Annotated in this window: 17 protein-coding genes; 3 read left to right on the top strand and 14 right to left on the bottom strand. The window is 63.5% G+C overall.

All coding sequences use genetic code 11. The annotated features are described in order from the left end of the window. Positions 1–32: 32 nt before the first annotated feature. Both VN047_RS06575 and VN047_RS06570 read right to left on the bottom strand, forming a co-directional pair. On the bottom strand, positions 33–1,730 hold the full coding sequence (locus VN047_RS06575) for a DUF885 domain-containing protein (protein ID WP_325541269.1): 1,698 nt from the start codon (positions 1,728–1,730) through the stop codon (positions 33–35). A gap of 98 nt (positions 1,731–1,828) precedes the next feature. Next, positions 1,829–3,352, bottom strand: a complete 1,524-nt coding sequence (locus VN047_RS06570) for a carboxypeptidase M32 (protein WP_325541267.1) — start codon at positions 3,350–3,352, stop codon at positions 1,829–1,831. Between the two features lie 239 nt (positions 3,353–3,591). Between VN047_RS06570 and VN047_RS06565 the strand changes: the two genes are divergently transcribed. Further along, a complete protein-coding gene (locus tag VN047_RS06565; protein WP_325541265.1) occupies positions 3,592–4,827 on the top strand; it encodes an amidohydrolase family protein in 1,236 nt (411 codons plus the stop codon). Between the two features lie 84 nt (positions 4,828–4,911). Here VN047_RS06565 and VN047_RS06560 read toward each other — a convergent pair whose 3' ends face one another. The 12 genes from VN047_RS06560 to VN047_RS06505 form a co-directional block, all read right to left on the bottom strand. Beyond that, positions 4,912–5,550, bottom strand: coding sequence for a glutathione S-transferase (locus VN047_RS06560; RefSeq protein WP_325541263.1), 639 nt, complete (start codon positions 5,548–5,550; stop codon positions 4,912–4,914). Between the two features lie 2 nt (positions 5,551–5,552). Then, positions 5,553–6,086 (bottom strand): sarcosine oxidase subunit gamma, encoded by a 534-nt coding sequence (locus tag VN047_RS06555; protein ID WP_325541261.1) that lies wholly within the window; start codon positions 6,084–6,086, stop codon positions 5,553–5,555. Continuing rightward, positions 6,079–9,036, bottom strand: coding sequence for a sarcosine oxidase subunit alpha family protein (locus VN047_RS06550; RefSeq protein WP_325541259.1), 2,958 nt, complete (start codon positions 9,034–9,036; stop codon positions 6,079–6,081). The genes VN047_RS06555 and VN047_RS06550 overlap by 8 nt, the downstream gene beginning before the upstream one ends. Further along, a complete protein-coding gene (locus VN047_RS06545; RefSeq protein ID WP_325541257.1) occupies positions 9,033–9,317 on the bottom strand; it encodes a sarcosine oxidase subunit delta in 285 nt (94 codons plus the stop codon). The genes VN047_RS06550 and VN047_RS06545 overlap by 4 nt, the downstream gene beginning before the upstream one ends. Before the next feature lie 8 nt (positions 9,318–9,325). Beyond that, positions 9,326–10,579 (bottom strand): sarcosine oxidase subunit beta family protein, encoded by a 1,254-nt coding sequence (locus VN047_RS06540; protein ID WP_325541289.1) that lies wholly within the window; start codon positions 10,577–10,579, stop codon positions 9,326–9,328. A 1-nt stretch (position 10,580) separates the two neighbouring features. Further along, a complete protein-coding gene (locus VN047_RS06535; protein ID WP_325541255.1) occupies positions 10,581–11,363 on the bottom strand; it encodes an SDR family NAD(P)-dependent oxidoreductase in 783 nt (260 codons plus the stop codon). Next, positions 11,360–12,973, bottom strand: a complete 1,614-nt coding sequence (locus VN047_RS06530) for a gamma-glutamyltransferase (RefSeq protein WP_325541253.1) — start codon at positions 12,971–12,973, stop codon at positions 11,360–11,362. The genes VN047_RS06535 and VN047_RS06530 overlap by 4 nt, the downstream gene beginning before the upstream one ends. A gap of 37 nt (positions 12,974–13,010) precedes the next feature. Next, positions 13,011–15,299 (bottom strand): S9 family peptidase, encoded by a 2,289-nt coding sequence (locus VN047_RS06525; protein ID WP_325541287.1) that lies wholly within the window; start codon positions 15,297–15,299, stop codon positions 13,011–13,013. A gap of 328 nt (positions 15,300–15,627) precedes the next feature. After that, positions 15,628–17,421: an aminopeptidase P family protein gene (locus tag VN047_RS06520; protein ID WP_325541251.1), complete on the bottom strand. Its 1,794-nt coding sequence runs from the start codon at positions 17,419–17,421 to the stop codon at positions 15,628–15,630. A gap of 23 nt (positions 17,422–17,444) precedes the next feature. Beyond that, a complete protein-coding gene (locus VN047_RS06515; protein ID WP_325541249.1) occupies positions 17,445–18,836 on the bottom strand; it encodes an MFS transporter in 1,392 nt (463 codons plus the stop codon). A 115-nt stretch (positions 18,837–18,951) separates the two neighbouring features. After that, on the bottom strand, positions 18,952–19,884 hold the full coding sequence (locus VN047_RS06510; protein WP_325541247.1) for an alpha/beta hydrolase: 933 nt from the start codon (positions 19,882–19,884) through the stop codon (positions 18,952–18,954). A gap of 157 nt (positions 19,885–20,041) precedes the next feature. Next, positions 20,042–21,196 carry an AraC family transcriptional regulator gene (locus VN047_RS06505; protein ID WP_325541245.1) on the bottom strand — a complete coding sequence of 385 codons (1,155 nt, stop codon included), beginning with the start codon at positions 21,194–21,196 and terminating at the stop codon, positions 20,042–20,044. 247 nt (positions 21,197–21,443) lie between these two features. Between VN047_RS06505 and VN047_RS06500 the strand changes: the two genes are divergently transcribed. Both VN047_RS06500 and folD read left to right on the top strand, forming a co-directional pair. After that, entirely contained in the window at positions 21,444–23,726 is a 2,283-nt protein-coding gene (locus VN047_RS06500; RefSeq protein WP_325541243.1) for a TonB-dependent receptor, read from the top strand. A 194-nt stretch (positions 23,727–23,920) separates the two neighbouring features. After that, positions 23,921–24,838, top strand: a complete 918-nt coding sequence (folD, locus tag VN047_RS06495) for a bifunctional methylenetetrahydrofolate dehydrogenase/methenyltetrahydrofolate cyclohydrolase FolD (protein WP_325541285.1) — start codon at positions 23,921–23,923, stop codon at positions 24,836–24,838. The last annotated feature ends 116 nt before the right edge of the window (positions 24,839–24,954 follow it).

Here is a 24,954-nt window from a genome sequence, read left to right as displayed (position 1 = left end):
GAAGTGGGGTGCGGATACCGGGCATATGCCCATCAGCCGATCGCCGCATCCACATTCCGCGCTACCAGCGGCAAAGGCAATCCGCCCGGCTTCAACACCAAGTCGTGGAAGTCGCGGATGTCGAAGCAGTCGCCGAGCGCCGCTTTCATCCGCTCACGCTGATCGAGGAGGAAGGTGTCGCCAAGCTTGTAGGCGAGCGACTGCGCGGGGATGCCGCACGAGTAGCGGAGCGTTTCGGATTCGATCTCGCGCTCCGACATGAAGCTATGGTCCCGCATATATTCGCGAGCCTGCTCAAGGGACCAGCCCAGCGCATTCATCCCGGTGTCGACGACGAGCCGGCATGTCAGAAACGCATCCATCATCAGCCGCCCGAATTTCTCCGCAGGCTCCTCATACATCCCGAGTTCGCCGGCGAGCGTCGCCGCATATTCGGCCCAGCCTTCGTTAAACGAGGAGAAGCTCGACTTCTTGCGCAGTTCATGAAGCTCGTCATTCTCGTTCTGCGAGGCGATGTGGAAATGATGTCCGGGAACGAGTTCGTGATAGGTGAGCGCGCCGATGTTGAGCAGCGGAGCCTGCGACAGGTTGACGGCATTGAACAGGTAGCGCCCGTCGGGCTGGTGCGGCGACGGCATCGAATAATAGCCGAATGTCATCGAGCCGGTCAGCTCGGGTGCGAGAGGCCGAACGCCATAAGCCGCCCTGGGCTTGAACCGGAACACCGCTTCGATCTTCGGCGCCATCCGGTCGATGTACCGCTGGAAGACGTCCGCGATGCCCTCGGGTGTTTCCGCCCGCCACTTCGGATTGGCCTTCAACGCTTCGAGATAGGCCTGGGGATCGCCCTCGAACGCCATCTCGTCCAGCAGCGCCTGCATCCGGGTCCTGACCTCGCGCATGCGTTCATGCCCGCGTGCATGGACTTCCTCGGGCGTAAGCTCGAGCGTGGTGTGCAAATGCACCAGCTCGGCATAGACTTCGGCGCCGCCCGGATACTGGCTTAGTCCGACGGTATCGGGCGCATTGGCCGCATAGGCGGAATCCTCGAGATAGGCGATGAGCGAGTCGAATGCGGGCAGCACCGCCGTATCGATCGCGGCCTGCAGGTGCGCAGCGAAATCTTCCGAGCCGGGGCCGCTCACGCGGTCGGGGGACATCGCCAGGTCGTTGATTGCGGCGGCCCGCGCATTCCGCATCAGCGGACCGCAATGCTCGAGCTGCGCCTTCGGGATGAAAATGCCGCGCTCGGCCTGCCCGCGCGTGCGTTCCTCCATTTGCGACACCAGCCGCGCATAATCATGGGCCAGCGCGAGATAGCGATGCTGATCGCCGCGCGATCTTACCTTAAGGGCGGAGAAGACGGATTTCAGGGTGTTGAGCAGATAACCGCCGCCATAGACCGTCGGCAGGAAGGCGACCGGGAAGGAGGCGTCGATTATCAGCCAATACCAGTCGCTGCAGCGCGACCAGAGCTTCGCCTGCCCGCGCGCGATCTCGAAGGTCAGGCCGAGATCGCCGGGCAGGGCCGCTGCATCGACCGCGTCCGCCCGTTTGAGCAGGTCGCTCCCAAGCGTCGCGACGCGGACAGCCTCGTCATATCCGAGATCGGGCAGGCGCGTCGGCATGATGCCTTGTGCGAGCACCGCGAAGGGTGATTTGCCGCGCTCCGCAGTGACCTCGTCGATCACCTTGAGAGCGAGGTTCATGTTGCGCGTATCGAATTGCATAGCTGATCCGTTCATTTTCAAGGCGTCATGCTTCACGACGACCGACGGCATTCATTGTGGCTTGGCCAGGAGGCCTCGATGCATGGTGTGCCCGAGCCTCAGGGCATATCCTCGCCCAGATATCGCGCTCGCAGATGACGCTCCAGCGCAGATGCCGACAAGGGTGCGCCGGTCGCCTCGGTAACCAGTTCGTTGAAGGGCATCTGGCTCGCCTTGGCGTGGATACGCGGACCGACCCACGCGCGATACGGCGCGAAGTCGCCTTCGGCCAGATTTGCGAGGACGGCAGGATCGTCCTTTACCGCCTGCTCGAAAAGCTGGGCCGCGAGGCTTACGCCGAGCGCATAATTCGGGAAATAGCCGAAAAGGCCGACAGCCCAATGCATGTCTTGGAGGCAGCCCGTCGCGTGATCGGGAGGCCGGCGTCCGAACATCGCCTCGGACATCTCGGACCAGGCGGCGGGCAGGTCCGCGACCTTGAGATCGTCGCGGAGCAGGGCCTGCTCGATGCGATATCGGAGAATGATGTGAAGCGGGTAGGAAATCTCGTCGGCCTCGACCCGGATGAACCCGCTCCCCACGCGCCGATAGGTGTTGAGAAGATTGGAGGCAGTCCAGCACTCGGGGCCGCCACCGAAGGCGGCTTGGCATTGCGGAGCGAGCCAGGAGAGAAACTCGCGGCTGCGGCCCGCCTGCATCTCGACCATCGTCGACTGGCTCTCATGGGCGGTCGCCCCGCGCGCCTGCCCGACGGGGGTGAAGGCATGCTCGCGCGGGAGCCCCGCTTCGTACAGCGAATGGCCCGCCTCGTGCAGCGTCGCGAGAATCGCGTAGCGCACATTGTCTGCGTCGAACCGCGTGGTGATGCGGTTGTCGCCCGGCGATCCCGCCAGCGCAAAGGGGTGCGGCGCCGCGTCGATGCGGACATGCGCAAGATCGTGCCCGACGGCCTCGACCAGCTTGTAGGAAAGTTCGCGCTGTCGGTCGGCCGAAAAATCGCCCTCGAAAGGGATCGGGTCCGGCCAGCTTTTCTGACGCTCGATGACGTCGGCGAGAAGCGCCGGGAGAAAGTGCTCCAGATCCGCGAAAATGGGGTCGACGATCTGGGTGCTCAGGCCGGGGTCGAACTCGTCCATCAGCGCGTCGAAGGGGCTGAGCCCCAAAGCTTCTCCCTTCGCCTGCGCTACCTCGCGGTAGATCGGCATGAGCTCGGCGAAGGCTGCGCCGAACGGTGCGAAATCATTGGACTGCTTGGCCGCGAGCCAGATCGGCTGGATGGCAGAAACCCGGCGCGACCTTTCGAGCATCAGCTCCTTGGGAACCGCGGTGCCGTGACGCCAGATGCGCCGCATCTCGCCGAGATTGGTGCGCTCGACCGGCTCCAGCGCGCCCGCCGCCGCAGCCGCAGTCTCAAGCAGCTCTTCTGTTTCGGGCGAGGCGATCAGGTCGGCGCAGGTCGCGTCGATCGCCGCCATTTGCTCGCTTCGGCTCCATGCTGCTCCGGGCGGCATATGCGTCTGGCTGTCCCAGAACAGGGTCGCGCGGGCGGCACCCAGCCGCCCGACCGTTCCAAATCGCTCTCCGAGCGCCGTATAGGCCCGGTTGTCATTCGGAATGTCCATAACCTCTCCACGCACTCCCATCGATTTCGACACTCGTCGTACATGCATATCTGTATTCTATAAGGCGTAAATGCAAGATTTTTAACCGGCGAATTTGATGCGTGGTTGCACAATCTTGTGATTTTCGGGATATTAAAATGCAACAATGCATGTTGACATGGCGGGCGCCGTTTGAAATTCTTGTCCGAACGCGACGACCGCCGACGTGATGCGATCGCCGCCCGAACAGGAGGCCTTACGTGACGCTGCTGCTGACAAATGCCCGCATCTTCGACGGCGTGAACGAGGAATGCGCCGAAGGCATGTCTGTTCTGATCGACGGCAGTCATATTCGCGAAGTCTCCGAAAAGGAAATCCGTGCACCGGATGCCCAGCTTATCGACGTCGGCGGAAAGACGCTGATGCCGGGACTCATCGATCTTCACACCCATGCCTACACCGCCGATGTTGACCTGACGCAGCTGGAAAAGGTCGGGACGCCCTATAACGCCCTTCACGCCGGGCGCATGCTGCGCCACGGCCTTCATTGCGGCTTCACGACGATGCGCGATATCGGCGGCGGCGACTGGAGTTTGGCCAAGGCCCTGAAAGACAAGATCATCGAGGGGCCGCGCTTCTTCTATGCCGGCAAAATCCTCTCGATGACGGGCGGGCACGGCGATTTTCGGGACATGCACGATAGCGAGCATGAATTCGGAGCCTGTTCATGCAGCGTGGTCGGCACGATGAGCGTGATCGCCGATGGCATCGATGAGTGCATCAAGGCGGCGCGAGAAGAGCTTCGGCGCGGCGCCCATTGCATCAAGATCATGGGGTCGGGCGGCGTGACCTCGCCCCTCGATCCCATCTGGATGAACCAGTACCGGGACGACGAGATACGGGCTATCGTTCGCGAATGCGAGGAGCGACAGACCTATGTCTCGTCGCATTGTCACCCGGCGACCGGCGTCCGCCGCTCGGTGGAGGCGGGCGTCAGGGTGATCGAGCATGGCACGCTGATGGATGCCGAAACGGCCGCATTCGTCGCCGGGAAGGGCGCCTATGTCGTACCCACGCTGGCCATCATCTTCGCCCTCATGGAGGCGGGACCTACCATGGGAATCTCGCCCGTCGTGATGGACAAGCTCAAGATCGCCCACAAATCGGCCATCGAGGGACTCGATCATATGCGGTCTGCCAATGTGAAGCTTGGCCTCGGCACCGATTTGCTCGGCGAGCTCTATGACCAACAATGCCGCGAGTTCACTCTGCGGCGTGAAGTGTTCGAGCCGATCGAAATCCTTCGGCAAGCGACGTCGATGGGCGCGGAAATCCTTATGCACGAAGGGCGACTGGGCTGCGTCAAGCCCGATGCATTCGCCGATCTCATCGTCGTCGATGGCGATCCGCTCAAGGACATCGGCTTGCTGTCGCAAAATGGCGAGCGCCTCGACCTCATCATTCGCGACGGCGAGATCATCAAGAACCGGCTGTAGGGCCGGCCGCCGCGCCGCTTGGCGTGCGGTGAGCGCTGAACTTAAACCGTCGCTCGCGAAGCTTTGCGTGCGATCACCATCGGCTCAGTCGATCACGGGCTTGAGCCCCGGATCGCCGACCGCGAGCGCGCGCTTGAAGGCGGGGCGCCCGACTATCTTCGCCAGATAGGCCTTCAGCTTCGGATAGGCGGCGATTTCGCGTGGCACGAACAGCCGCATCGTCGTCAACGGGAACGTCATGATGATGTCGGCTGCGGTAAATTCATCTCCCGCAAAATAGGGCGCATCCGACAAGCGCTGCTCGACGAGGCCGAAGGCGCGATTGCCGCGTCCGCGCAAGGCCTCGGCGATATCGGGGTTCGCAGGTTCGATTGCCGGGATGATCATTTCGACCATAAGCGCCGACATCAGTGAGGAATTGGCGAAATGAAGCCAGAACAGATAGTCCGGGTACGCCGCATCCGACGGTGTCAGGGCAAGCCGGCCGCCGCCGAGGCGATGGATGATATATTCGATGATCGCGCCGGACTCGCCGAGCACCAGACCTTCATGCGTGATGACGGGCGCCGTACCGAAGGGCGTCAGCGCCTTGTAGGCGGCCGGCGCCGCCCCGGTTGCCGGATCGCGATCATATTTCCGGAGGGTATAGTCGAGCCCCAATTCCTCGCAGAGCCAGATGATACGGTCCGACTGGGAGATGCCCAGATGATGGATTGTCAGCATCGTCAGCTCCTGCTTTCCGCCGGCTCTTCTTGAACCGCCTCCGACAACAGCGCCTCGACATAAGGCGCGAAGGAGCGCCAGACCTCCAGATGGAAACTCTCGGGGCCGGTCCGCCACACGATGATTTCGGCCTTGTGGAACAGGGTCCGCGCACAGGTGCCGACAGGAAAGGCGCCAGTCGCCAGATCCAGCGGGCAACCGGTCGCCAGCCATATCTCCGCCTCCGGGCTGTCCAGCGTGATCGCGACCTGCCGGTGACTGACGTCGACAAAGGCCCCGCCGAGATCGGACAACCGCTTGCCGGCCTGCGACATCTTTGAAGCCGCCGCTCCAGTCGCCAGAACCAGCCATTCGTCCGGCCCCAACCATAGTGCGTGCAACCCGTCGCCCGATGCCGAGCGGCAGGCTGTGCGGGGGAGCGAAAGCTCGAGGATCGCCGAGGCTTTCTCGATGACCCCCTCGCGGCAGCGCAAGATGTGGCGCAACAGGGTATCTGAATGCAGGACCGGGCCGCGCTGGTCGTTTCGGTCAGTCATTGAGACGGCGCCCCTCGGGATCGACGAAAACGGTCCCGGTCACCTTCACCGCAATGTTGCCATCCGGCATCGGCACCACAAGCGGCTGGTCCTCTATGGCCCGGCCGTCCTTGATCATCGCCAAGGCTATTGATCGGCCGAGCGACGCGCTGAAGTAGGACGATGTCACATGGCCCAGCGACGGCCCCCCGGCCAGCGCCATGAGCTGTGCGCCCTCTTCAAGCACGATCGACGGATCGGTCGTGAAGAGGCCGACAAGTTGCTTCCGGCCCTTTGCCAGGAGCGCTGGCCTGTCGAGCGAACGCTTCCCGACGAAATCGGGTTTCGCCTTGCCGATGGCCCAGCCAAGCCCGACGTCTTGCGGAGTGACCGTGCCGTCGGTTTCCTGCCCGACGATGATATAGCCCTTCTCGGCGCGCAATATGTGCATCGCCTCGGTGCCATAAGCAGTGAGGCCGAGCGTCTGACCACGAGCCCAGATCGCCTCCCAGACCTGTCGCGCCTGACCCGAGGGGATGTTGACCTCGAAGCCGAGTTCGCCGGTGAAGCTGACCCGCATCAGTCGGGTCGGTACGCCGCAGATTTCGGCATCGCCTACGCTCATATGGGGAAAGGCGGCAGCCGAGATGTCGAGCTGCTCGACCAACGGCGCCAGCAGCTCGCGGGCGAGAGGGCCCTGGATCGCGATCACCGACCATTGCTCGGTCGTCGAGGTCAGCCAGACGTCGAGATCGGGCCATTCGGTCTGGAGATAATCCTCCATGAGGCCCAGCACCCGCGCCGCGCCTCCGGTCGTCGTGGTGACGTGGAAGCGATCGCTCGCAAGCCGGGCGATGACGCCGTCGTCGAGGATGAAGCCGTCTTCGCGCAGCAGCACGCCGTAGCGGCATCGTCCGACGCCGAGTTTTTTCCAGGCGTTGACGTAAAAACGCTCGAGGAACTCGGCCGCATCGGTTCCGACGACCTCGATCTTGCCGAGCGTCGAGGCGTCGAAAATGCCGACCGCGCTCCGGACCGCCAGGCACTCGCGGTCGACCGCTTGGCGCATGGTCTCTCCAGCAAGCGGAAAGTAGCGGGCGCGCTTCCATTGCCCGACGTCTTCGAAAACCGCGCCTTTCGCTTCGGCCCAGCCATGGATCGGGGTGCGTCGCACGGGATCGAAAAGTTCGCCGCGCGCGCTCCCCGCCAGCGTACCGAAGGTGACCGGGGTATAGGGCGGCCGGAAGGTGGTGAAGCCGATGGCTTCGACCGCTCGCCCCGTGCTGGCGGCGACGATCCCGAGCGAGTTGATATTCGACAGCTTGCCCTGATCGGTCGCCATGCCGGTCGTGGTGTAGCGCTTGACGTGCTCGATCGAGCGGAACCCCTCGCGGGTCGCAAGGGCGATGTCCCGCGCCGTCACGTCGTTCTGCCAATCCACGAAAGCCTTGACGCGCAAGGGGTTCCTGCCGTGCGGGAGCGCGCCGATAACGCCGCCCTTGCCGATGGACTGACGTACGTCTGCTCGCGGCGGCAGCGGGGCTGCCACGATTTTGCCGCCGCTTGTCTTGGCGGCGTCTATTCCCGCCCACCAGCCGTCCTTCAACGCGTCTGCCAGTTCGAGGCGTCCGCTTGCGGCGCCGACCGTTCGTTCGTCCTCGACCGAGCCCGACGGCACATAGGCCTGGACGTCCGCGCTCCACGCCATTTGGCCGCGTGACTGCGAGGCGAGGTGAATCGCCGGGGTGAAGCCGCCGCACATCAGGACGGCATCGCAGGCAAGGCGTTCGCGGCGACCGTCGACGACGATATCCATCGCATTCACGCGCAATTTGCCCCGCGTTCCCTCGATGCGGGCGTCGCGGATGATGCGGAAGGGGGCGCCCGCAACGGCCGCGCCAGGCCGTACGTCGACCAGCACCGTAGCCAGCCCGGCGCTCGTCAGCTCCCGGGCGACGCGATATCCGGCGTCATGCGCGGTCACCACCACCGGGCGGGCGCCGACGGCGACACCGTAGAGCTGGAGATAGGTACGCGCCGCGTCGGCGAGCATGATCCCCGGACGATCATTGTCGGGAAAGACGAGAGGGCGTTCGATCGCGCCGGTCGCCAGTATGACGCGTGCCGCCCGAACCTGCCAGAGCCGCTCGCGCACAGGAGCGACACCATCCTCGACATGATCGCCGATGCGCTCCGCGAGACCGATCATATTGTGGGGATAATAGCCGAACGCCGTCGTGCGCGGGAGCAACCGGACATTGGGAAGCGCGGCGAGCCTCGCGAGTGTCCCGGTCACCCAGTCGCGGGCGTCCCCGCCATCTATGACGGCGTCGCTCGCAGCGAGAAGCGATCCACCCATGCGCGGACGATCGTCGCAGAGGATCACGCGCCCTCCTCCGGCAGCCGCCGCCGACGCGGCCGCGAGCCCGGCAGGACCCGCGCCGACGACAAGCACCTCGCAGTGCGCGTAACGCTGGGCGTAGCGATCCGGATCGGGCGCGTCGGGCGCCACGCCGAGCCCGGCCACGGCGCGAATGCGCGGTTCATAGACCGCGTCCCAGGCGCGGCGCGGCCACATGAAGGTCTTGTAGTAGAAGCCGGCGGGCAGGAAGCGGCTGAGGCGATCGTTGATGCTCCAGCGATCATGCTCGAGGCTCGGATTGCGGTTCTGGCTGTACGCGACGAGCCCGTCGACCAGTTCGACCTGCGTCGCCGGGAGATTGGGTGTGATCCGCCCCCGACCGCGAACGATCGTGACCAGGGCATTTGGTTCGTCCGCCCAGGCTCCCAATATCCCGCGCGGCCGGTGATATTTGAACGAACGCCCCACGAGGTGAACATCATTGGCGAGCAGCGCGGAGGCGAGCGTGTCGCCCGCAAAGCCTTCGTAAATGCGGTCGTCGAAACGGAAGCGCAGCGGACGGCTGCGATCGACGAGGCCGCGCCCGGCCAGACGGCATTTCCGGGTCATGACGCACCGGTCTCCGGCAGAGGGTCGCCCACGCGGTAACTTGCCAGAATCAGGTCGGTGCGCGTGTCGCGGAGGATGTTGAAGAAGCGTGCGCAACCATGCGAATGGCGCCAGCGCTCGCGATGAGGGCCGCGAATATTGTCGCGGCCATAGAGAAACGAACCCCATTGTTCGTCATCGAGAGCCGCAGGCACCGGCGGCCGGGCAATGTGCGCTTGCCCTCCGTAGCTGAATTCGATTTCGGGGCGGTCGCCGCAATAGGGGCAGGGGATGAGAAGCATGGCCGGTCTCAGTGCGCCACGGCGGCCGCGGCCGCCTCGTCGATCATATGGCCGTCGCGGAAGCGTTCGATCGTGAACGGCGCATTGAGCGCGTGAGGCGCATCGGTCGCCATCGTGTGCGCCAGCAGGTGCGCCGCGCCCGGCGTCGCCTTGAACCCTCCTGTCCCCCACCCGCAATTGACGTAGAGACCGGGAACGGACGTCTTTGCAATGATCGGCGATCGGTCGGGCGTGACGTCCACGATCCCGCCCCAGTTGCGCAACATCCGCATTCTGCGGAATTGCGGAAATATCTCGCAAATCGCCTCCAGCGTATGCTGCGCGATGTGAAGTCCCCCGCGCTGGGTATAGCTCGTATACACGTCGGTGCCCGCGCCGATCACCAGTTCGCCCTTGTCGGACTGGCTGATATAGGCGTGGATCGTGTTAGACATGACCACGCAGGGCAGGACCGGCTTCACAGGTTCCGACACCAGCGCCTGCAACGGAAAGCTCTCGAGCGGCAGCCGAAGGCCTGCCATGCCCATCACGACGCTGCTGTTGCCGGCTGCGGACACGCCGACCTTCGCTGCCCGGATCGGGCCGCGGGACGTCTGGACCCCGATCACCCGCCCCGATCGGTCGCGGTCGATCCCCGTCACTTCGCAATTCTCGATGATGTCGACGCCCATCGCGTCGGCAGCACGCGCATATCCCCAGGCCACGGCATCATGTCGCGCCGTGCCCCCGCGGCGTTGCAGCGCGGCGCCAATTATCGGGTAGCGCACCCCGGGATCGATGTTGAGCGGCGGGCAATAGGCCTTGGCCTGCTCGGGCGTCAGCCACTCGTTGTCGACACCGTTCAAGCGATTGGCGTGGATGTGACGCCGGAACACCTGCTCGTCATGAACCGTGTGGGCCAGCATCATCACGCCGCGCCGCGAATACATGACGTTGTAGTTCAGCTCTTCGCTCAGCGTGTCCCACTTCTTGACCGCATGATCATAGAGCGACGAGCTCTCGTCGAAGAGGTAGTTCGAGCGGATGATCGTCGTGTTGCGGCCGGTGTTGCCGCCGCCGATCCAGCCCTTTTCCAGCACGGCAATGTTGGCGAGCCCGTAGTCGCGAGCGAGGTAGAAGGCGGCGCCGAGGCCATGGCCGCCGCCGCCGATGACAATGGCGTCATAATGCGATTTGGGCGTCGCGGCGCGCCACTGCTCGCGCCATCCCGAGTGATTGCGCAGTCCGTGGCGAACAAGCGAGAAGAGCGAGTAACGCTGCATGTCATTCATGCACCGGAACGGTGTGGTTGAGGACGAGGCGGCCGCCATCGGCGTAGAGGATCTGGCCGGTCATATAGGAGGAATCCTTGCTGGCCAGAAACGCGGCGATGCCGGCAATCTCCTCGACGTCGCCGACGCGGCCGAGCGGCGTTCGGGAGAGCACGGCTCGCAGCGCGTCGGCGTCGCGCAATAGCGTGTTCTGAGCCAGATCGGTGGCGATGGTCCCGGGACCGATCGCGTTCACGCGAATGCCGGACGCGGCGAGCGCCAACGCCATCGCGCGTGTCATCTGGTTTATCCCGCCTTTCGACACCGCGTAGGCAAGTTGATCGCCGATCGCGACCACCGCGTTGATCGAACTCATATTGATGATCGAACCCCTGACGCCGTAAGCGACCATCTCGCGGGCGACCGGCTGACTCATGAGAAAAACGGACTTGAGATTGACGCCCAGCACGCGGTCGAAATCGGCCTCCGCCAATTCGAGGAACGGAGCCTTGTGGACGATGCCGGCGACATTGACGAGAACATGTGCAGGTCCGCCCCATTCGAAGATGTCCGCGAGGCATCTTTCGACGTCTTGCGCGCTTGATACATCGAGCCCGTAGCCCCGTACATCCGCACCGCTTGCGTCGAGCCGGGCGGCTTCGGCCTCGACCTTCACAAGGTCAATATCGCACATCGCGACCTGATATCCATCATCGAAGAAGCGCGATGCGCAGGCGAGACCGATTCCCCCGGCGGCGCCGGTGACTATGACCAGCGGTTTGATGTCTTCGCTCATACCGCCTCCGCCGCTCCGGAACGACGCGGGTCCGCGCAGGCGCTGGCGACGCCGCCGGGCGAAATATGGATGCCCTCGTAGCTGCCGGCATGAAAGCTCCATGGGCTCGTCAATTCGAATTGCAGGCCCCGCGCCGCGGCTGCTGCGTGTATCGCGGGCGTTCCGCAATCGAGCTCGATCGCCACGTTGTTCGCCGTGCTCCCGCCATAGATCGGCCCGCCAATCCGCGGCCGGTGCACCGATGTCTCGATATCCATACCGAAATCGAGGATGTTCAGCGCGTTGGTCACACAATTCTGGATCAAAGCCACGCTCGGCGACCCGGCCGCAAGCACGGGCTTGCCGTTCGAACCGAAGATGATGTGCGGCGCGACATAGCAGGTCGCGCGGTCGCCGGGTTTCGGCATGTTGCGCGCGAAGTGAGCGGCGCCGGACCACAGGCTCATGCCGTCGACCATCAGCCCGTTCATCCACGGCAGCGACATGACCGAGTGGAGGACGGTCGCGACATTGCCGTCGCGATCGACCACCGTCAGATGATTCGAGCCGGGGTAAGGGGAGCGCGCCGGATCGACCGGCACAGGGTCGCGCATCTTCATGAGCTCGAAACGCATCGCCGCATAATCTTTGGACAAGATCGTCTCGAGCGGCGTCGGCCAGCTGTCGGGGTCGCCTTGCGCGGCCCCGTCGAGCGGGACCTCGAGGCAGAAGCGCGACAGCCAGTACAGGCTGTCCGCGCTGTCGGTCGGCATGCCCCATTCAGCGAGCGGGATCTGCTCGATCAGGTTGAGGATTTCGATAATGTGGGTGCCGCCATTGTCGGGCGGCGGCGAACCGGCGATCCTGTGCCCGCGATAGCTTCCCCAGGCGGGCTCCATCCAGCGCGGCGCGAAGCGGTCGAAATCCTCCATCGTCAGCACGCCGCCGGCGGCACGAACGGTTTCGACGACCTTTTCGGTAAAGCGCGACCGGTAGAAATAATCGACCCCGCCGGTTGCCATCTTCTCGAGCGTATCGGCGAGCCGGTGGTTGACGACGACCTCGCCGGGTCCGCGCAGCGCATTGTCGCGAAAATAAATCTCGCGACCGTCCTCGCTGAGGCCGATCTTGCCCGCCTGCTCGAACATCATGCCATAGAGAAACGGGTAGATCGGAATGCCCGTCCGCGCGAGCTCGATAGCCGGAGCGGCGAGCTCCTCACGCGATTTTGTGGCATGACGCTCGCGCGCGGCTTCCCATGCCGCCCAAAAGCCCGGGACCGCGACTCCGCGCCCTGTCGTCAGGTCCGCCGCTGTTATTCCGCCGAGCCCGGCGAGCGGCGCGTTCATCGAACCGTTGAGATATTCGGTAGCCCCCGTCGCGGCATCGTGGTGCATCATGCTGAGCATGCCGAAGGCGGTGGTCATGTGCGGCTCGACCACCGTTTGCGCCAGCGAGGCTGCCAGGATCGCGTCCACTGCATTGCCGCCGTCGCGCAAGATCTCTGTGGCGACGCGCGTCACGATGGGGTGCGAGGAAACCGCGACCCCCTCCTTGCCCGAAGCCATGCGTTTCCGGCCGAAAATCGCACGGTCGGAAAGCTGGCGGATATCGTCGACGTCGAACATCATCAAACTCCCGGGGTCTTGGTCGCAGGGCCGCGAACGGTCACGCGAAGGCGCTCATGCCGCCTTTACCGATGCTGTAATCGCGCGGCGGCGTTTGGCGCATCAGATGCTCGACGAAATAGTCCCATTGCCGCCGCAGAAAGTAGGGCTCTGCGAGATAGAAGTGCGTGCCATTGGGTATGTAGAGCAAATCATAGGACCGGTTGGCCTGGTTGAGCGCCGCGCAAAGCTGCAGGGTGACGGCGGGAAAGGCATTTTCATCCATGTCGCCATAGGCGAGAAGAAGCTTGCCTTTCAGGTTGGCCGCGAGGACGCCATTGTCCAGCTTCCGGTAATTCTCGGGGATGGCTCCGGCGTCAGGCTTGAGGCGCACGCCGTTGCCATAATCGGGCAGGGGGCCGCCGCCTGCATAATAGAGGCCGTGGAAATTGTGACTCCCGGCCGACGAGAAGGCGACCTTGAAGACGTCCGGATGACGCAGGATGGCACGCGCCGAGGTATATCCGCCCGCACTATGCCCATAGACGCCGATGCGATCGCCATCGAGCGTTGGATCGCGTTCGCAAAGCTGCCTCAGAACCTCGACATGATCGTCGAGGCAGACGTCGCCCGAGGCCTCGTACCCTGCATCCTGGAACGCCTTCGATCGCAGCGGCGTGCCGCGTCCGTCGACGACAACGACGGCGAACCCGAGCGCCGCGAAGGCTGCGCGACCATGATAGCCAACGCCAAAGCGTCCGGCCGTGAAATTATGCGGCGCAACCACGATCTGCGGCCCGCCGTATATCGCCGTGACGACCGGCGCCGCGCCGCCGGTTGCACCGTAAGGACGGTAAATCGCGCCGTAGAGATCGGTGACCCCGTCGGCGGCCTTCGCGACGAAAGGTTCGGGCGGACGCCAGCCGGTTTCATAGAGCGCGCTCGCATCCGCTTCCTCGAGCGGCGCAATAATCCTGCCGTCGTCGGTGGAACGCAGGACCGTGGTGCCGGGCGTCGAGACCGTCGACCAGCTGTCTATGAAGACGCTGCCGTCGGGTGAAATCGCAGATGCCGGGCGCGCCATGCCGAAGATGCGCGCCAGCAAGGATTCCGGAGGCCCGTCAACCATATGATCGGCTGCCTCGGGACTGAGGAGCGTCAGATTTTGACCGTCGATGTCCACGCGATACACGCGGCGCTGGTAGGGATTGCCTGGTTCGCGGCCCGAAGCCGTGAAATAGATACGCCCCCTTTCTTCATCGACTTCAAGCACATCGCGCACCGGCCAATTGCCTGCGGTGATCGGGTTGATCAGTTCGTCCGTCGCAAGATCGTACAGGTAGAGGTGGCCGTAGCCGCTGCGTTCGGAATACCAGATCGCCTTGCGTCCACCGGCGATGATCCGGCTGTTGGGCTGCTTGTACAGCTCGGCGCCGAGCTTGAGAAATCCCGTGGTCGGTTCAGCGATAGGGATGCGAAGCACCCCGGAGGTGACATCGATCTCGAGGAGCATTGTCGCTCCGGTCCTGTCGGGCGCCGAGGCGACGAATACGCGGCGGCTGTCGGCGGACCAGCCGAGCGGTTCGAGATGGACGATTCCTTCGCCGAGATCACGCCCAAGCTTGTCGTGGAGCGCGATAGCCACCCGCCGGCCCGTGGCGATTTCGATCGCACAGGCGCTGAACAGGGGGCCTCGCTCCCCGACAAGCGCCTGTTGCACATGATAAGCGCGCGGCCGTGCGCTCCCGTCCTGCGGCACCGATTCCAGAAAGGGATAGGGTTCGATATGCCGCTCATCGACCCGTCCGCCGACGACATATTTTCCGTCGGGCGACCATGACCAGCCGAAGGGCATCAGCGGGATGTTGGCCTGGCGCCGCGCGATCGCAAGCAAGGCCGCATCGGGATATTTGCCCCAGGCGTAACCCTCCTCGCCATCGTCGGTGAGGCGGCGTTCGGCTCCGCTCGCGATGTCGAGCACGGCAAGATCGTGCCCGCGCACGACCAGCGCCTGGTCTCCTGCGGGCGACAGCAGCAACCCGGGCTTTGCGCCCTCGATCACCCCAAGGTCCTCCGCAACGCCGGAAACCATCCGCCAGCGCCGCCCGCCATGGTGCAGCACGCATTCCCCGTCAGCCGCAATGGACTCTACCATCAGCAGGTCGGCATTCGCCGCTTGTCCCGCTGCGGTCTCGAGCGCGCTTGCGGCGGCCGCATGGTCGAACGCCGGGCGGCGCGTTTCGCCTTCCACCCGGATATACCGGCCGCCTCCGGCCAACTCGCGCCGATACCAGAAGGCATTGGCGCCCACCCAGTTCGGCCGCACGCTCTCGTTCAATACCAGGCGCATCACGCTGGCATCCAGCACGGCTTCCGCGGCCCGATATCGTGCCAGCATGTCCGCGGCGCCGGAGGCGGGTCGGTCCAATGCCTCGTCGTCGGCTGCTACCGGGGATTGGTTCATCGAGCGAACTCCGATTGATCGCGAGGGGAAGGGGCCGGCGCGGGTTCCAGACTGGTCGCGAGCGGCGGTGGAAGACGGCAAGCTAGGGTCCCTCGCGCGGCCCTATCAAGGCCGTCGGGATGCTTTCAGCGGCTTTCAAAAGAGATTTGGCCGAGGGCGAAAATCCGGGGTCCTGTCGTACGCGGCGCGGCGAAGACGCCGCCGGGCGTGGCCTTCATGCCCGGCCGATCGGTGATGTCTGGATCTCCAGCCAGGACCTGACGTCCGGGGGCACCAGTGGACCGATCGACCCGAGAACCGTCGCATGATAATCGTTGAGCCAATCGAGTTCAGCGTCGGTGAGCAACGCGGTATCGATCAGCATTCGGTCGATCGGCGCGATCGTGATCGTCTCGAATCCGAGCATCGGTCTCATCGCGCCGGGGATGTCGCGCGGGACGGCGACGACCAGATTCTCGATCCGGATGCCATAATCGCCCTCCTTGTAATAGCCGGGCTCGTTCGACAGGATCATTCCTGCCTCGATGCCTGCGTCACCCGGCCGGGGTGTGGCCAGCATGTGGGCGGGCCCTTCATGGACATTGAGAAAATGCCCGACGCCATGGCCGGTGCCGAGGGCATAATCGAGACCGACCTCCCACAGCGCCCGCCGCGCGAAGGGATCCAGGCGGAAGCCCATGGTGCCGGCCGGGAAGGTCAGCCGGGCAATGGCGATATGGCCCTTGAGCACGCGGGTAAACCGGTCGCGGATCTCTTTACGCACATCGCCGATGGCGACCGTTCGCGTGACATCGGTGGTTCCGCCGGAATATTGCCCGCCAGAATCGACGAGATAGATGCTGTTCGGATTTATCGGCCGGTCGGTCTCCGCCGTCGCTTCATAGTGAGGAAGCGCGGCATTGGCGTCGGCCGCCGAGATTGTCGGGAACGACAGGCCATGAAACCCTGCCTCCGCGCGACGGAACCCGGCGAGGCGTTCGGCCGCCGACATCTCGGTCTGCCGTCCCTTCGGCGCTTCGCCGGACAGCCAGTGCAGGAATTGCGTGAGAGCGGCGCCGTCGCGGAGATGCGCTTGCTTCATTCCCTCGATCTCGACCGGGTTCTTGATTGCCTTGGGCATCCGCGTCGGGTCGGCCATGTCGCGAACCTGTGCGCCACCCTTGGCCAGCGCTTGATAGACGGCGATGGGCGAAAGGTCAGGGTCGACCGCGATACGCCGTCCGGCCATGCTTTCGAGCGCCGGATAAAATTCATCATAACCGAAGATCCGCACCCCGGGGCCCAGATGGTCGAGAACGGTATAGCTCAACTTGCTTTCATCGACGAACAGGTCGACGCTGCCGTCCCGCCAGCAGATGCCGAAGGCATAGGCGAGCGGCGCGAATTCCACGTCGCTTGCGCGAATGTTCAGGAGCCAGGCGATGGAGTCGAGCGCGACCAATATCGAGGCGTCGAGATTGCGGGCCTTCAGCAGGTCAGCGACCGCGCAGCGCTTGTCGTCCGAACTCCTCCCGGCCTTTTCGATCGGTTGGACAAATATCGGCGTAAGCGGACGGCCGGGTTGATCGAGCCATAGCCGGTCGAGCGGATTTGTCGCGACCGGTACCAAACGAACGCCCGATATCGCGAGCGTCGACCTGATCTGGTCTATGAAGGTGCGGGTATGCAGGCGCGGATCATAGCCGATCCGGTCACCGTCACGGCCATGCTCGGCCAGCCATGCGCCGGGGCCGGTGTGCGGCACCGGTGCGATCTGATAGCAGTCGCCGTCGACCTGGTCGCGCGCTGCGACCGTGTAACGGCCATCGACGAATAGCGCCGCTCGATCCATCAACACTACGGCCGAGGCGGTCGAACCCTTGAAACCCGTCAACCATTCGAGCCGTTTGGCATAGGCTGCCGGATATTCGGTGATATGCTCGTCGCCCGTTGCAAGCAAAAAGCCGTTCAGACCTACCCCTGCCAGTTCCGCACGCAAGACTATCAGATGCTCAAAATATCTGCTCATGACGATCGGAACGGTTCTTCTGCCTACGCTTCGTTTCGGGCCGTGCTCGGCGGCCAGCGATCATCGCCGGCAAGCTCGCCCGAAGGAAGGGGAAGGGACGTGTCAGGGGCGCGAACCCGTGCAATCGTTCGGGCGATATGCCGGTCAGCGAGCCAGTAGATCGTTGCGCCGATCACGACCGCGGGGAACGCCACGGACAGCGAGGCCATTTGCAGTCCGTTGGCGGGACCGAACACATGATCGGACAGCAGTCCGACCATGACCGGGCTGATCACGCCGAACAACGTCGACGAGACCGTCGAGATCGCAAAGAATCGTCCGAGGAGCTGCGGGGGCGCGAGGTCCTGGACGACGGTCGGCAGCAAGGAGTTCCCGCCGATGCCGAGGCCCATTTGAATCGTCGCGATCACGAAGATTTCGGCGGGAGTTCGAGCGAAAAGGTAGAGCGGAATGATGAGGGCATAAAGCGAATATCCGATCTGCGACACGCGCACCGGAGTCATGACGCCCCACCTCGACTTCATGGTCTTGGCTGCGGCGCCGGCAAGAACCAGCCCGCCCACGCTGCCGAGCACCATCGCCGTGCCCAGTCCGGCGCCGACCGCACCGGGGGTCATCTCGAACCTGCGCATGAGTATGATCGGCAGCCATGTGAAAACCGCCGACGCTCCGAGTATGACCAGGCCGAAGGGCACGAACACGGCGGAGATCGCTTTCCAGTTCGCGGCCAGATAGGCGCGGAAATTCAGCACCGGCAGCTCGATGGCGGTTGCCGTTGATATGGGCGCCGGAGCAGGCTGTGAATTGAGGCGAAGGAAAACGATCGCGATGGCCAGAACCGGGCCGGGCAAGGCTACGGCGAAGAAGACAAGGCGCCAGGTCTCGCGCGTGAACTCTCCAGTCGGGACCAAATGGCTGATCACACCGATATGATCGATGATCAGGCCGGCGAGCGCGATGCCGACGCCGCCGCCGACGACCGACGCCGCATAGTAGATGAAGTTGGCCGTCATCCGCTGCTTCTCGGCGAACAGCTGGGGTATCAGCGCAAAAACGATGATGGACAGACCGGCCTCACCAGCCCCGAGCAATGCGACGCTGACCAGCAGCGAGGGGTAGCTGGTTGCCAGGCCACAGGTCGCGATCCCGATCGACCAGACAATGACGCACAGCGACAGGAGGACACGACGATCCATCCGGTCCGCGAGCCAACCAAGCGGAAAGGCGGCGATACTGGCGAACAATACGGCACCGAAGCCCTGCAGGCTTCCGATTTGCGTGTCGCTGAGATGCAAATCCGCCTTCAACTGCTGCGAGAGCAGGATGATGACCTGCCGGTCGATGACCGCGTAGAGTGTAGCCACCGAGAGGACGAGAAGCGCATACCAGGATGCGAGTGATGCCCGCGATTGCATTATCTTGATTTCCCCTCCTGCAACGATGCTGCCATCGTTGTCCGGACTTCAGGCAAGTCGGTGTGGTCGGCGGGCGCGCGGCGTACCTGCCCGCGGTCCCGATTGCGCGCGATGACTAGAGCCGCAGCGCGAACCGCAAACCGCGGCTGATCGCCGCGGGGAATACGCTCAGGTGCGTTTCGTTTTCGAAGACGATAGCCTCGACTTCGCATGGCGCCGGCGCTTCGAGCGCGCGCAGGCGGTCGGCCAATGCCAGTGCATTGGTGACCATCCCGAACGATGTCAGCATCTCCTGCATCTGTTCGCGCGTCACGCCGGGATGGACCGGCACATGCTCGGCCAGCTTCTCCTCAAGCTCCCCCAAGGTGAACAGGACACGCGGTGCGACTTCGCCCGCTGCAACCGGCGCTGTGAGCTTGATCTCGTCGTCGAGGATCGCGCCGCCGCTCCAGTTGATCGACGGACTGCCGACGAGATAAGTCTGATAGGCGTCAGGATGATTGAACAGGACGTGCAGGGCAAACAGCCCGCCGAACGAATCGCCCCACAGGATGTTGTTGCGGCTATCGGTCGCGTAAGTTGCGTCGATAAGCGGCCGCAATTCCTCGATCATGAACCGGTGAAAATTCTCCGCATCGCCATAAATCGCGCCCTGGGTGATCGGCGAGGCTTCAAGCCCCGCGAGCGTAGCCGCGTCGGGCTGGGTCGGCAGCAGGTCGGCGCAACGCGCGCGCGACGCATAGGCCCAATCCTTGCCGTACCCGATTCCCACCAGATAGGCGGGCTTCAGTTCCAGGCCGACCGCCTGCATCAGGAGCGTGTCGGCAAATGTGTGGAAGATGAAATCGGCGTCGTTCAGATATATAACGGGGAAGCCTTCCGGCGGCGGATCGCCCGCCCAATCGGGCTTGGCGACATAAATGCGATATGTGCGCCCGGTGGACGCGGAGGTCATATCCCATTGTTCGCAATTGGCGCGCTCAACGGGCAGTCGGACGGGCGCGGCGGAAGCCGGTGACGGCACTATCTCGGCGATCGGATCAGTCATGAAACACCTTTTGATGAAATGGCGGTCAGACTAGCCATCGATTTCCGGCCCGTCTTTCGCCCCTCGCCAAAAAGATTTCGCATGCCGCCAAATGGGCGCCGAGCCGTGCCGTTGTGTCCACTTCGGCAAAAATGCTGAAGGAAACGTGGGCGGCCGTTCAGCTTCGCGGCAACGCGCTGCGCCGGCGAAGCTCGCTCGGAGTGGCGCCGAAGTGCCTCTGAACGGCGACCGTGAAGCTTGATGCGCGATTGTAGCCGACTGCATAGGCAATCTGCGTGATCGAGGCGTCCCGCTCGTTGAGGAGTTCCAGCGCCTGCTGCATCCGCAGGCCATGGACATAGTCGAACACGGACTGGCCGAGTATCTGCCGGAATCCGCTGCACAGGGCGCTGCGGCTAAGCCCGACGCGGCGCGCCAGCACCTCGAGCGAAGGCGGCGAGGCCAGATTATCGGCCAGCACCTGCTGCGCCTTCAACACCCCCCGCGCCGTCAGCCGCGTCGTCTCGGGAGAGGTGAAGCCTTCGCTGTGGTCGAAAGCCTCGAACATCTGGCAGATGATCTCGATTGCCTTCGACTGCAGGAACAATCGCCGCCTGTGCCCCTCAAGCGGGCAGCCATGCACGTCGTCGAGGCACCGGAACATCGCGGCCGACAATGGCAGCGCGCGGCCGGCTGTCTGCCGCAGGTCGCCGTTGAGGAAATCCCGGACATCGACCGGCAGTTCATGCTCGCCGCCCGCGAAGAGCGCCTTCAGGGCATTCCGATGGATGACGATGTAGATATATCGTGCCATCCCCGCGAGCGTCACATCGGCCGGTGGCTGGTTTTCGGGTTCGATGATGAGCGCCGTACCCGGCCCTTCGAAGCTCACCGGCTCTCCGTCATGCGCGACATATTCTCCATCGCCGCTACTGGCGACGTAGAGCTGTAACGTGTCGGGCGACAGGACATGACTCGATTGCGGCAAGTAATATTCGGTTTCGCTGAAAACCATGTAGAAGCCGTCGGTAAATCCGCAAAATTCGTGCCGGCCGGTCCCGAAGGAGCCGCTTGCGCCGAAGCGATAATGACGGTTATCGCTCAAGCGGACGAAGGCATCGGGGAGCTGTCCTTCGGCTACGACAGGGTCGATCGCGTAGTCGTCGATCGCGTAGTGGATGGTAAGCTGTCCGGCATCCCGGTCGGGGGAGGGGAAGCGGCGCGCAGGGGGCAGTCGGGAGGGTGTCCGCGCCAGTCGCCGCGGTGCAATCCAGCCCGCGCCGAGCCGAGGTCCGTGTTCCTGCCCGGCGGAGAATTCGTCTGACGCTTGCATCACTCACAGTCCTCTTGGGTGTCGATGCAGTTCAGCGCGGTTCGCGGAGCTGGTCAAGTAAAAATACAGAATCGTCAAAAATTGGAATTTTGGCCGCGAGCGAAATCCATTTGGCGGTGTTCGAAAGGCGGATGGCTTGCTCTCCCGCAGAAAAGGCTTTCAGATGCTGGCCGGGCCACGCGAGAATCCTCCGTCGGCGACAATATATCAAACATACATTTATGTATTATGACGAGGGAGTGTTTTGATGACCGGGACGATCGGAAAAGGCTATCTTTTCTCGGCTAGCGTGGTTGCGCTATGCTTGACGGCGAACCACGCAAAGGCCCAAGTCGCGCCTGATAGCGTCGTCCTGCCCGCTGTTGCCGACGAGGTTCCGAACGATGGTGAAATCGTCGTGACGGCCAGCAAGCGCGAAGAGAAGCTGCGCGATGTCCCCTCGGCGATTACCGTGCTTGGAGGCGATGCAATCGAGCGGCTCGGCATCCAGTCGATTCGCGACTATGCCACGCTCACGCCCGGCCTGACCGTTCAGGACGATGGAACTCCCGGCTCGGGGAAGGTCTATATCCGCGGTCTGCAGACAGGGGCGCTCCAGCAATCTGCCACGACCGTGGTCTATCTGGATGACGTGCCGTTTACCGCCAGCTCGTCCAATGGCGGCGGCGCATTCGTTGCGCCCGATCCGGAACTCGTCGACCTTGATCGCATCGAAGTACTGAAAGGTCCGCAAGGCACGCTTTATGGCGCGTCGAGCCTCGGCGGCGTCATCCGGATGATCTCGAAGCGGCCCGATCCGTCGGGCTTTTCCGCCAGTGTCCGGGCGGAAGCGACCGCGGTTGACGGCGGTGGTTTCGGTTATCTGGCTAATGCCAGCGTCAACATACCTCTCGTGGCGGATCGGCTGGCGGTGCGGGCAACGGCATTCTACCGGCGCGCGCCGGGCTATGTCGACAACGTCGGTACCGGAACGAAGAACGTCAACGAAAGCGATTCGAAGGGCGCTCGTCTGGCGATCGGATGGACGCCCACCGACCGGCTGACGATCGATCTCGTGGGCCAGTTCCAGGATACCGATACAAACGGCCTGGCGTTGCAGGACAATGTTACGGGCACCTTCACGCCCCTTTACGGCAAGCGGAAGTACAGTCAGTTCTTCGACGCGCCGTCGAGCACTCGCTACCGGTTGGTGTCGGCGACTGGCACCTATGATGTCGGGATCGGCCGGGTGATCGCTGTTGCCGCCTATTCCGAGAGCAAGCTGCATACCGAGAATGACTTTTCGGCGAGCTATGTGCCCTTTCTCCCGCTCCTCGCACTGCTCGGCTACAACTATCCGGCGAACACGGGCTTTGCCTATCAAAGCACGATCCCTCAGAAGAAGAAGACTGCGGAACTCCGCTTCGTCTCGAACAGGCTTGGCCCGGTCGAATTTCTCGTCGGCGGTTTCTACACGCATGAGCGGGTCGACCCGCTCTCCACCGACATCGTCGCACGCGACACCACGACCAACACGCAGCTTCCAGCGCCTCTCGGCTCTTTCATGGCTTCACCCATCAGGGACCGGTACGAGGAACTGTCGGCTTTCGGCAACCTCACATTCTATCTATCGGATAACTTCGATATCACCGGCGGCGCGCGACTGGCCCACTACAAGGAAAATTTCACCCTGAACTACAGCGGCGTCTATTATGACGCGTTGCTGGGCGGACCGCAGCAGACACCCGGGCTCGACGCCAGCGAGAATCATGCATCCTATCTCGCGACGGTGCGCTGGCGGCCGACAAGCAACCTCAGCCTGTTCCTCCGCGCCGCAAGCGGCTTCAGGCCGGGCGGCCCGCAGCCGGCCGTAGCCCCGCCGACGGGCGCTCAAACCACGATCAATCCCGACACGGTCTGGAATTATGAAGCGGGGATCAAGGGCGACTTCCTCGACAGGACGCTGAGCCTCGAGGCTTCGGTTTACCGGATCGATTGGAAGGATATCCAGCTTTACACGATCTTCCAGAACCAGATCGTGCTCGCCAATGCGGGTAAGGCAAAGGTCGAGGGCTTCGAGGTCTCGGCTCTGGCGCGCCCGTCCGATCGGCTGAGCATTGGCGTCAATGCCGGCTACACCGATCCGCGGCTCACCAGGATCGATCCCGGCGTGAGTGCCGTCATCGGCGCCGCGGCCGGCGACCCGATCCCGTACACGCCGCAATGGACTGTTGCGGCAACCGTCGACCAAAGCGTCCCGCTCGGAAACGATGTCGAAGGGCAGCTGGGGGCAACGATGCGCTTCCAGTCGGAAATGTTCACCTCCTATCCGAGCAGCGTGACCGCTCCGAACGTGAAGCTCCCGTCGATCGGCACCGTCGATCTGCGGGCAGGCGTAAGCTTCCGGCAATATCTGGTCCAGTTCCGCGTCGACAATGTTTTGAACGAGTTTGGCGTCATCAACTACGCGCCCGGCACGCCCGGGGTCCCGGCGACGGCAAACATCAACCGTCCGCGCAGCTTCACCTTGTCGCTGGGTGCCAAATTCTAGGGGGCGGCGCGTCCCGGTATCACCAGCCGGGTAACGCGCGCTCGATCGGAGCCTGTCGCCGAGGGGGATCGGCGGCAGGCTCCCTTTTTAATAGGTGCCGCATATTGCGGGTGGGCCAGGCGAAGCCCCGGGTTCGGAGGCGTGTCGCGATCCGCGTGGTGGCACCGGATCGCTTTTTGCGCACCCGGCGTGACATGCGGAAGCGCAACGGTTCCGGAGAAATCGAGTTGGCGGCAAAAATCATCGATGGCCGTAAGTTGGCCGCGAAACTGCGCGAGGCTTTTGCTCTTCGCGTGCAGGCGCTCGAGGCATCCGGGGCATGTCCGCCGGGTTTGGCCGTCATCCTCGTCGGAGAGGACGCAGCCTCGGCCGTCTATGTCCGCAACAAGATCAGGGCCTGCGAGGCGACAGGTATCAAATCCGTCAGCCATCGACTGCCGTCGACGGTATCCAATGCCGAACTGCTCGGCATGATCGTCGAACTGAATGCTGACGCCGACGTGCACGGAATCCTGGTTCAACTGCCGCTCCCTGCGCATATCGATGTTGCGCGGGTGCTCGAAACGATCGCGATCGAAAAGGATGTCGACGGGTTTCATCTGTATAATGTGGGTGCGCTGGTAGCCGGGAATACCGTTTTCCCGCCATGCACGCCCTATGGCGTTGTCAAGCTGCTCGAAAGCGAGGGCGTGTCGGTAGAGGGCCAGAATGTCGTTATCGTCGGGGCCAGCAACATCGTCGGAAAGCCGATGGCGCTCATGCTGATGGCCCGCGATGCCACGGTCGCGATTTGCCACGCAAAAACGCGCGATCTTGCCCAGTTCACCATTCTCGCGGACATTCTTGTCGTCGCGGCGGGCGTGCCCAACCTGATTTTGCCCCAGATGGTCAAGACCGGCGCGATCGTGATCGATGTCGGCATCAATCGACTGCCGGACGGGACAATCACCGGCGACGTCGATTTCGCCGGCGTCGCGCAGAAGGCGGCAGGCATAACGCCGGTACCGGGCGGGGTCGGTCCGATGACGGTCACCATGCTTCTGGAAAACACGATTGCATCGGCGGAGCGCGCGAGTGTGCGGCAGAGGCTCGTTGAAGCACGCCATGATTGATGTCCGGGCGGGTCTGGAAAGGCGTCCGACGGGCAAGCCGTCCCGATGTTGTTTGGCATTATTGGGCCACGGAGCGCATATGGCTTTGCGCGATCAGCGTAATCCATGCGCGTTTG

Origin of the sequence: Sphingopyxis sp. (assembly GCF_035565275.1) — a bacterium.
Lineage (GTDB): Bacteria > Pseudomonadota > Alphaproteobacteria > Sphingomonadales > Sphingomonadaceae > Sphingopyxis.
This window is presented reverse-complemented; position numbering and strand designations above follow the sequence as displayed.

Bases quoted from the DNA above. Each gene is read 5' to 3' on its own strand.
- VN047_RS06575 (WP_325541269.1), bottom strand. From the start codon at position 1,730: ATGCAATTCGATACGCGCAACATGAACCTCGCTCTCAAGGTGATCGAC.
- VN047_RS06570 (WP_325541267.1), bottom strand. From the start codon at position 3,352: ATGGACATTCCGAATGACAACCGGGCCTATACGGCGCTCGGAGAGCGA.
- VN047_RS06560 (WP_325541263.1), bottom strand. From the start codon at position 5,550: ATGCTGACAATCCATCATCTGGGCATCTCCCAGTCGGACCGTATCATC.
- VN047_RS06555 (WP_325541261.1), bottom strand. From the start codon at position 6,086: ATGACTGACCGAAACGACCAGCGCGGCCCGGTCCTGCATTCAGATACC.
- VN047_RS06550 (WP_325541259.1), bottom strand. From the start codon at position 9,036: ATGACCCGGAAATGCCGTCTGGCCGGGCGCGGCCTCGTCGATCGCAGC.
- VN047_RS06545 (WP_325541257.1), bottom strand. From the start codon at position 9,317: ATGCTTCTCATCCCCTGCCCCTATTGCGGCGACCGCCCCGAAATCGAA.
- VN047_RS06540 (WP_325541289.1), bottom strand. From the start codon at position 10,579: ATGCAGCGTTACTCGCTCTTCTCGCTTGTTCGCCACGGACTGCGCAAT.
- VN047_RS06535 (WP_325541255.1), bottom strand. From the start codon at position 11,363: ATGAGCGAAGACATCAAACCGCTGGTCATAGTCACCGGCGCCGCCGGG.
- VN047_RS06530 (WP_325541253.1), bottom strand. From the start codon at position 12,973: ATGATGTTCGACGTCGACGATATCCGCCAGCTTTCCGACCGTGCGATT.
- VN047_RS06525 (WP_325541287.1), bottom strand. From the start codon at position 15,299: ATGCGCCTGGTATTGAACGAGAGCGTGCGGCCGAACTGGGTGGGCGCC.
- VN047_RS06520 (WP_325541251.1), bottom strand. From the start codon at position 17,421: ATGAGCAGATATTTTGAGCATCTGATAGTCTTGCGTGCGGAACTGGCA.
- VN047_RS06515 (WP_325541249.1), bottom strand. From the start codon at position 18,836: ATGCAATCGCGGGCATCACTCGCATCCTGGTATGCGCTTCTCGTCCTC.
- VN047_RS06510 (WP_325541247.1), bottom strand. From the start codon at position 19,884: ATGACTGATCCGATCGCCGAGATAGTGCCGTCACCGGCTTCCGCCGCG.
- VN047_RS06505 (WP_325541245.1), bottom strand. From the start codon at position 21,196: ATGCAAGCGTCAGACGAATTCTCCGCCGGGCAGGAACACGGACCTCGG.
- VN047_RS06500 (WP_325541243.1), top strand. From the start codon at position 21,444: ATGACCGGGACGATCGGAAAAGGCTATCTTTTCTCGGCTAGCGTGGTT.
- folD (WP_325541285.1), top strand. From the start codon at position 23,921: ATGCGGAAGCGCAACGGTTCCGGAGAAATCGAGTTGGCGGCAAAAATC.